Origin of the sequence: Arthrobacter sp. NPDC092385 (assembly GCF_044755105.1) — a bacterium.
Lineage (GTDB): Bacteria > Actinomycetota > Actinomycetes > Actinomycetales > Micrococcaceae > Arthrobacter_D.
In genome coordinates this window covers 219,000-228,005 of record NZ_JBIVQL010000007.1, presented here as the reverse complement: position 1 = coordinate 228,005, position 9,006 = coordinate 219,000, and the positions used below count along the sequence as shown (strand labels likewise).

The window sequence follows — 9,006 nt, the reverse complement described above, 5'->3', positions numbered from 1 at the left end:
CTACACTTCTACAACCACCAGCGCCCCCACGGCAGCCTCGGAGGCAAACCACCCATCACCCGGTGCAACCAACCTGCTGTCTAAGTACACCTAGGGGCGCCGGCAGGCGGTCGGGTATGGTTCGTGGGTGCCCACAGACCCAGCTCCGGCTTCCTCCAGCAGGCCACGCGGAGTCCTCCTGATCGTCGCGATCCTGCTGCTCGAGGCGGTCGGCCTGGTCGTGGTGGCCGCCGGATTCGTCGTGACCCTCTTCCAGGCCGACCCACTCTCCGTCGGGGGATCGGTCTTCATGGCGGTCCTGCTCCTGCTGGTCGCAGCGGGGCTCGCCACGATGGCGCGAAGGCTCATGGCGGGCTTCCGCTGGCCACGGTCGCCCTCGCTCGTCGTCCAGTTGTTCCTGGTGATCCTCGCGTTCCCCTACTTCACGGCTGGCAATCCCCTCGTCGGCCTGGTGCTGATCGTTCCTGCCGCCGTCGTCATCGTGACGCTCTTCTCGAAGCCTGTCGTCGAGTTCACGGTGCGGACGAACGGCAGCGGGATGGCCCTGTAGCCTTCTTCACCCACCGGGGCCCGTCCGCGCGTCATCGGCGTGCCCGATGGCGGCTCGGGCGACCTGGACCTCGACGACACCCGAAGGCTCGCAGGCGTACCCGCGGCCCGCAATCGGTGGGCCCTCCGCTTCGAGCCGGACGCCGAAGAAGTCGCCATCAGTGGGCGCCCTGGGGGACAGGACGAGTCCGCGGCCCGTTCCGCGGGCCTGCAGCGACAGGGGCACACGTGACATCAGGGCAGGGCCGGGCGCGGCGGACAGTACGGCCGCGGCGCCGAGGCCGACGAGCCCCGACAGGACCTGCTGGACATCCACGGGTAGTTGATCCGCGTCATCGACCACCAGGATGCACTCCTCCCTCGGCATGCGACCGGCAGGGCGGCTCGCAAGTCCACGCCAGTAGCCGGCGGCGTCGATCCCGTCGGCGTCCCGTGGTGGTGCCAGAACCGTGTGGCGGCGTCCGGCTGATTCCTGCAGGACACGCAGCGCATTCGTCCGTCCTGATGCCGCATGACCGAGCACGAGGTAGACCTCGCCTGGACGAAGCGGGACGGAGAAAGGCTCCAGATCGTCACCGTGCACCCCCAGCAGGAGCTTGTTCCCGGCTCCGCCTTGTGCTGCTGCCTGGACCTGCTGCAGGGGAACCAGACGCGGAAGGGGATGCACCCGGAAAGGTGTCAGGGCGGGAGGGCGGACCGGGTCTGCATCGGTGCAGGGCTCCGTGACGAGCTGGCAGACGCCGTCACCCCAGCTACCGGTGATGCGTCCCTGCGCAAGGCCTCTGCCCGTGACCGGCTCGATGGGGGGCATCTTCGGCCAGGTCAAGGTCGTCTCCTGGTGCGCGCCGAGGGGCAGGTAGACGCGGTTCGGCATCAGCGCGAAGAACCGTGATGCCGTCAACTCGCGATCTCCCGCCATGAGGACCGACAGGCCACTGTGGGCGCCGTCCCGCACGAGGCCGTGCAGGTCCTCCTCCGCTCGTCCGAAGCGCCCGTTGCGGAACTGGGTGCCCCACCGCCCCCATCCGGTGATCGCCAGGACGGTGTGGTGGGCATCCTCCGTACCGAGCGGCATGGCTGCGAGCCGCTCGAGCACACGTGCGGCACGCCTCGTCTCGTGGGACCGGACATAGGCGCCGACCTGTGGGGCCCTGGAACACCCCTGCAGGCTCCCGTCACCGTCGAGGACATACAGGTGGACATCAGGGGCGGCTCCGGGCAGGGAGGCCATGACGGAGGCGAGGGCTCCCGAGACGCCGCTGCCGGGGAGCCCGACGAGGGCTAGATGGCCATGGTCCCCGGGCTCCCAGCACAGGAGGCGCTGAGCCTGCCGATCGGGGAAGTCGGCGACGCCGAGCGGCACCGCACGGAGCGTCGATCCGCCGTCATTCCTCTGTCCGCGCCCCTGCGACCCGACGGGCTGGAATCGGCTGCACGCGGCCGCTGGAAGGTGCTCCGGTAGCGGTGGTAGGACGGGCCGGAAAGGATGGGACGCTGCCGCCCCGCCGGCCGCGGCCGTCAGCCCGGCCACCGCCTGCTCGAGGACGTCGCCGGCCGGTGTGCTCGGAGCGCTCCCGCCGGGCGGAGCGCCGACCGCCTCGTCATCGAGGTACGAGTCGAAGTCCTGCCAGCCGGGCGAGTCGTCGGCTGAGGGCAGCACGGACGCCGACGCCACCTGGAAGGCGATCGGCGCTCCTGCCCCTTTCCGGAGGAATGCCCTGCCCGGCGCGTCGATCGGTATGTCGGCCGCAGCCGCGGATCCGAGCAGGTCCTGCGACTCCAGCGCCGTCTGTACCCGCAGCAGCACGGAGGTGGTCAGGTTCGCCCGCAGGTCCGGCGTCACCACACCCTGGGCTCGCTGCGTGGCAAGGACCAGGTGGACGCCGAGTGACCGGCCGAGTGCCGCGACCTTCATCAGATCGGACATCGCGGTCGGCACATCGTCGCTCAGCATCCTGAACTCGTCGATCACCACGACCAGGCGCGGAGGACAGGATCGCGGGGATGCCCTGCGCAATCCGTCGAGGTCCTGGGTCCCGTGCTGGGCGCACAGTTGTTCGCGGCGCCGCAGTTCCGCGCGCAGCGACACCAGGAACCGCCCTGCGGATTCCGAGGAGAGGTCGGTCAGGATGCCCACGCAGTGCGGGAGCGCCGAGAGGGCGGTGAGCCCCGACCCGCCCTTGTAATCGATGAGGAGGAGGGCCAGGTGCTCGGGTGGCTGGTCGAGGGCCAGGCCGAGCACCAGACTTCGCAGGAATTCGGACTTCCCCGATCCTGTCGTGCCGGCGACCAGGAGGTGCGGCCCGTCCCCCACGAGGTCGATGCTTACGGCACCGGAAGCAGATCGACCCACGGAGGCGGACGGGTGTGCCGCGTCGGAGTGCGCCCACCGCCCGGGAATCGACATCGCGAGGGTGCCGGGCAGGAGCTGGTCGGACCACAGGGTGGCGGACCGTGGCAGGACGCCCTCTGCGGGTGCGACCGGACCGGGGCCGTGCGACCACCCGAGGGCGGGCGAGGTGGCTGCAGCCCTGGCGAGCGTCCTCGCGGTTCGCTCGAAAGTCCGCGCAGAGACGCCGTCGGGATGGACCGGGTACTCCCGTCCACCGATCCGCGCCCGGGCGCCGCCAGCAGCAATCGTCAGCCCGGGCCCGGACGGCCCGCTGTCTCCTGCGGAACCGGTGGAGCTTCCCGGGCCCTCGCGGAACCGGACGACGACCACACCCGGCCGGCGGGAGAAGGCTGGAAGATCATCGGAGAGCTGGAAGATCAGGAGCAGGCCGGCCTGCTGGGTGCACGACGCCAGGACGCGCGGGTCCTTCGTGAGGCGTACGTTCGGAAGGAACCGGGCATGGCGGGGAAGTTCCTGGGCCGATCCCCAGCAGATGACGGACGGAGCCGCGTGGAGGGGATGTGACACCTGCAGCAGGAGGGCATGCAACAGCCGCCGTAAGGGCCCCGCTTCGCCGGTGATGGTGAAGCTCTCCTCTTCGGCACCCGACGGACACGGTAGGACAAGTGGCAGGTCCTCGAGGATCGGCGGTGTGAACGGCGTGTCTCCGCGCACCGAGAGATTCGCGGGCTGATCGGCGGTCCCCAGCCTCAGGAGGACCGTGTCGGGGGAGGACCGCGGTCGGGGAGGCAAGCGCCCTGTCGGGTCATAGCGGGCCCGGAGGGCATCGAGGGCGGTTTCGCCGGGGTCGGGAACCGCAAGGATGCGGCGCCTCCGGTCGGCCTCGGCGGTATCGCGCACTGCATCCGCGAAGACACGGGCACTTCGTCGATGGGTGAGGAGGGGAACCAGGCCGGTCACCGCGGACAGGGCGCTGAAGGCGAGGAAGAACCACATGCCGGTCGTCAGTGCCAGGACGACACCGAGGACGAGCGGCAGCACAGCGGTCAGGATCAGGATGCGAGGGGGCTTCCGGGGCATGTCAGGCCCGACAGGTAACGGCTCGAGGACCTCCTCGTGGATGCCCGGGTGCCGGCCGTGGTCGTCGACCAACTCGACACGGCACCGACTCGAGCCCAGCCGGATGCCGACCGCGACGGTGATGTCCGCCGAGCCGACGGCCTCCCCGTCGACGAATGTCCCGTTCGCCGATTCCAGGTCCTCCAGGAGAACGGCGTCCTCACCGACCGTCAGCAGGGCGTGCCTCCTCGACAGCGCCGGGTCGCTGATCTCGATGTCGCACGATGCGCGGCCGATGGTGTAGCTGCCACGCGTGAGAGGAATCACCTGGCCTGCATCCGGACCCGAGTGGACGACGAAGACGAGGTGCGGAACCTGTGCGCGGCTGCCAGGTCCCGGCAGCGCCCCGCAGACGATGGTCGCCCCGTCCGTCAGCCCACTGCCGAGAGGATCCGCTGCGCGCAGGGATACGCCGTCGACCGAGAACGGTCCGGGGTACCCCGCCGCTTCCAGGCGGTCCGCGAGTGCAGCACCCGTGTGAAGCTGCCCGGTGTCGACGACGATCTCACGGGAAGGGAAGACGGACGGGGGAGCGCTCGCCAAGGTGACGTGCCTTTCCACTGGACCTCCTGAGGTGATAGCTCCCTCCGAGGCTAGGGGTGGTCCTGCTCGACAGGAGGGGTGCATCCGGTCATGTGGACAACATCCCAGCAGTTGGCTGCTGGCCCGTTCGGATACTCGGCAGATGTAGTCGATGCCTTCGGTCTCGACCCCTTCCGGTGACACCCCGGGCATGAGTGCACGGACTTGGATCGCCTGCCGGAAGGTGGTGAGGATCACCGGACGGCGCGCCCTCCGGCCCCTGAGGGTCAGGGCTGACCGGTGCACTACGGCATAATTGGGACCAAACGTGACCACAGGAGAGATTTTGAGCGTAGATCTAGTCGTCGTCGGATCGGGCTTCTTCGGCCTGACAATAGCCGAGCGGGCCGCGAGCCAACTCGGCCTGAAGGTAGCCGTGCTCGACCGTCGCCATCACATCGGAGGCAACGCGTACAGCGAGAACGAGGCTCGGACCGGAATCGAGGTGCACCGCTATGGGGCGCACCTCTTCCACACCTCGAACGAGCGCGTGTGGGACTACGTCCACAACTTCACGGAATTCACCCAGTACGTGCACAAGGTCTACACGCGCCACAAGGGCGAGGTGTATCCGATGCCGATCAACCTCGGCACGATCAACCAGTTCTTCCGGACCGCCCTCGGCCCGGCAGAGGCCCGAGCGCTCATCCAGGAGCAGGCCGGTGAGCTCGCAGGCACGGATCCCCAGAACCTCAACGACAAGGGCATCCAGCTCATCGGACGCCCCCTGTACGAGGCCTTCATCAAGTACTACACCGGCAAGCAGTGGCAGACCGATCCGAAGGACCTGCCCGCCGAGATCATCTCGCGCCTCCCGGTGCGCTACACCTACGACAACCGGTACTTCAACGACAAGTACGAGGGCCTGCCGGTCAACGGCTACACCGCGTGGATCGAGCGGATGGCGGACCACCCCAACATCGACGTGCACCTGAACACGGACTTCTTCGACGAAGGCCACGAGTACTCGCGCTCGACGACGCTCGGACAGGTGCCGGTCATCTATACGGGACCGGTGGACAGGTACTTCGACTACGCCGAGGGCGACCTCTCCTGGCGCACCATCGACCTCGAGGAGGAAGTCCTGCCCATCGAGGACTTCCAGGGGTGCTCGGTCATGAACTACCCCGACGAGGATGCTGCCTACACCCGCATCCACGAGTTCCGCCACTTCCACCCGGAGCGGGACTACACCAAGGACGCGACCGTCATCATGCGGGAGTACTCGCGCTTCGCGGAGAAGGACGACGAGCCGTACTACCCGATCAATACGAGCGACGACCGGGCCAAGCTCCTCGCGTACCGCGACCTGGCGAAGGGTGAGAGGTCCGTGCTGTTCGGCGGCCGCCTCGGAACGTACAAGTACCTCGATATGCACATGGCCATCGGCTCAGCACTGAACATGTTCGACAACAAGATCACGCCGCACTTCACTTCGGGAGTAAAGCTGGAAAGTGGAGGAGTGGACGCATGAGCATCGTTTCCAGCGTGATCGACGGGACGACGGACGACGTCAGCGCGACCCAGTGGAAGACCGTCCACCGAGTGGTTTTCCCCACCGACGGTGACACGGACACCCTCCCGCTGTACGTGGACTTCAACGCGGCTCAGCGGGTCGTCGACGACCAGCACCGGACTGAACGGTCCGGGGCGGGGACCACCGCCGTCGTGGCGCAGCACAGCACCCAGCGCTCGGACTTCATCCTGGATCGGCGCAGCCTCCGCCTGCCCGCCTACCGGCGCGTCTCCTTCGGCACGTACTTCAATGCTTTCCCGGCGAGTTACTGGCGCGCGCACACGGACGTCGCCCAGGTCCGGCTCGTCGTCGAAGTGGACGCCGAAGCATCCGTCGTCATCTACCGGTCGAGTGCTCGCGGTAGCTCGAACCGGGTCCAGAGCGTCCACGTCGACGCCGGAAGCCCGGTGAGCGTCGACCTCCCGATCACCGCCTTCGGCGACGGCGGCTGGTACTGGTTCGACCTCGTGGCGCTGGACAGCGACGTCACGCTCGAGCGTGCGGAGTGGGCCGTCCCGCAGCCCGAGGGGTTCGAACCGGGCACCGTGTCCGTCGCGGTGACCACGTTCAACCGTCCGGACTACTGTGTCCGCCACCTGTCGACCTTTGCGGAGTCCGACGATCTCCTCGGTATCCTCGATCGCCTGATCATCACGGACCAGGGAACGCAGAAGGTACGGGACCAGGACGGTTTCGACGAGGCCGCAGCGACGCTCGGCGACAAGTTCACCCTGCTCGAGCAGGGCAACCTGGGCGGCTCCGGTGGTTTCGCACGCGGTATGCACGAGACCGTCAACGACGGCCGGAGCAAGTACGTCATCCTGCTCGACGACGACGTCCTCGTCGAGACGGAAGGAATCCTTCGGGCGGCCAATTTCGCCGACTTCACGCGCAAGCCGACGATCGTCGGCGGGCACATGTTCAATCTCTACGAACGGTCCGTCCTCCACAGTTTCGGCGAGGAGATCAACGAGTACCGCTATTTCTGGGGGCCGGTGTCGAACACCTTCGAGGCGCACGACTTCTCCTCGAGCAACCTGAGGACGACACCCTGGATGCACCGCCGCATCGACGTCGACTTCAACGGCTGGTGGATGTGCCTCATCCCGACGAGCATCATCCGGGAGATCGGCCTCGCGCTGCCCGTGTTCATCAAGTGGGACGACGCCGAGTACGGCATTCGCGCGAAGGCCCACGGCTACCGGACCGTCTCGCTGCCGGGTGCCGCCGTATGGCACATGCCCTGGACGGAGAAGGACGACACGATCGACTGGCAGGCCTACTACCACCAGCGGAACCGCTGGCTCGCCGCCATGCTCTACTCGCCGTACAAGCACGGCGGACGGATGCCGCGAGAGAGCTTCATGGTGGATGTCCGGCATCTGCTGTCGATGCAGTACTCCGCCGTCGAACTCCGGCTCAACGCTCTGGAGGACCTTCTCGACGGCCCCTCCCACCTGCACGCCACGATCGGAGCGAAGCTCCCGGAGATCCGCAATCGGCGCGCCGAGTTCGACGACGCCCGCGTCAGCAAGGACATCGCCGAGTTCCCCGACGTCAAGCGGGTCAAGCCGCCGAAGAAGGGCCTCAAGCCACAGCCCCCTCGCACCCTCCGGAGCGCGCTGATCAAGGCTGGTACAGGTGCCCTCCGCCAGGTGCGGCCGGCACGATCCGAGGCCAGTGTCCGTCCCGAGGCGAACGTGCCGGCGATGGACGCACGGTGGTGGAGGCTCTCGCAGCTCGACTCTGCCCTGGTTTCGTCCGCCGACGGGTCGGGTGCGTCCTGGTACAAGAGGGACTCGGCCAAGTTCCAGTCGATGCTCAGGCGCAGCCTGGTCCTGCACCAGCGACTCCTGGCCCGTTGGGACGACCTCGCACATGAATACCAGCGCGCACTGCCCGACTTCACCTCGCAGAGCGCCTGGGCCGAGACGTTCGAGAACGCCCACCCGGCTGAAGGCGCTGGGAAGTCGTCGAAGTGAGCAGTGTCGCTGATCGCTCGGCAGCCGGGGGCGACCCGCGGGGCGGGCTCGTGGTCCCCGGGTACGGACACGGCCTCCGCGACGTCGTCCGGTCCCGCTACCTGCTGAAGCTGCTGGTTCAGAAGGAGCTGCGGGTACGCTATCGCGGATCCGTGCTGGGGCTGCTCTGGTCCTACGTCAAGCCCGGGGTCCAGTTCGTCGTGTTCTACATCGCTCTCGGGGTCTTCCTCGGACTCGAACAGAGCGAGCGCAATCCAGCCGGCTTGCCCAACTACGCGATCTACCTGTTCTCCGGCATCGTCCTGATCAACTACTTCAACGAGGCGCTCGGTAACGCCTCGCGCTCGATCGTTTCCAACGGCGGCCTGATCAAGAAGATATACCTGCCGCGCGAGCTCTTCCCCATAGCGTCCACCTGGGTGTCCGCGGTGCATTTCGTCCCGCAGATCATCATCCTCCTCGTGGCGTGCCTCTTCACCGGCTGGTCGCCGACGGTGCTGCAGCTCGCGGCGGCGGTTGCGGGGTTCCTGATCGTCACGATGTTCGCGATCGGGCTCGGCTTACTGTTCGGTGCGGTGAACGTGTACTTCCGCGACGCCGAGAACCTCGTCGACATGCTGCTGATGGTCGCCACCTGGGCATCGCCCGTGCTGTACCCGTGGCTGCTCGTCCGCGAGAAGCTGGGGGAGACGTTCTTCCTGATCTACCAGCTCAACCCGATCACGGTCGCCGTCGAGACCTTCCACTTCGCGTTCTGGCTCCCCACCACGGAACGGGCCGAGGCCATTCCGCCGAATCTGCTGTCGTTGTGGATACCCGTGGCGCTCGTGACCTCAGGATTGATGCTCGTCATCGGTCAACTCGTCTTCCGGCGGCTCGAGGGTCGCTTCGCCCAGGAGCTGTAA

General features: G+C 67.5%; 5 protein-coding genes. 4 read left to right on the top strand and 1 reads right to left on the bottom strand.

From position 1 onward, the window contains the following. Positions 1–127: 127 nt before the first annotated feature. Positions 128–550, top strand: a complete 423-nt coding sequence (locus ACIQCY_RS11410; protein ID WP_400484000.1) for a hypothetical protein — start codon at positions 128–130, stop codon at positions 548–550. Positions 551–556: 6 nt separating this feature from the next. Here the strand turns inward: ACIQCY_RS11410 and ACIQCY_RS11405 are convergent, their stop codons facing one another. Further along, positions 557–4,564 carry an FtsK/SpoIIIE domain-containing protein gene (locus ACIQCY_RS11405; RefSeq protein ID WP_400483999.1) on the bottom strand — a complete coding sequence of 1,336 codons (4,008 nt, stop codon included), beginning with the start codon at positions 4,562–4,564 and terminating at the stop codon, positions 557–559. A 325-nt stretch (positions 4,565–4,889) separates the two neighbouring features. Here ACIQCY_RS11405 and glf point away from each other — a divergent pair, with 325 nt between their 5' ends. The 3 genes from glf to ACIQCY_RS11390 are packed head-to-tail and all read left to right on the top strand — an operon-like array spanning position 4,890 to position 9,006. Continuing rightward, positions 4,890–6,077: a UDP-galactopyranose mutase gene (glf, locus tag ACIQCY_RS11400; RefSeq protein ID WP_400483998.1), complete on the top strand. Its 1,188-nt coding sequence runs from the start codon at positions 4,890–4,892 to the stop codon at positions 6,075–6,077. Next, a complete protein-coding gene (locus ACIQCY_RS11395; RefSeq protein ID WP_400483997.1) occupies positions 6,074–8,101 on the top strand; it encodes a glycosyltransferase in 2,028 nt (675 codons plus the stop codon). The genes glf and ACIQCY_RS11395 overlap by 4 nt, the downstream gene beginning before the upstream one ends. Further along, positions 8,098–9,006, top strand: a complete 909-nt coding sequence (locus tag ACIQCY_RS11390) for an ABC transporter permease (RefSeq protein WP_400483996.1) — start codon at positions 8,098–8,100, stop codon at positions 9,004–9,006. The genes ACIQCY_RS11395 and ACIQCY_RS11390 overlap by 4 nt, the downstream gene beginning before the upstream one ends.

What these genes read in the sequence shown, in the direction of transcription:
- ACIQCY_RS11395 (WP_400483997.1), top strand. Translation starts at nt 6,074, where the DNA reads ATGAGCATCGTTTCCAGCGTGATCGACGGGACGACGGACGACGTCAGC.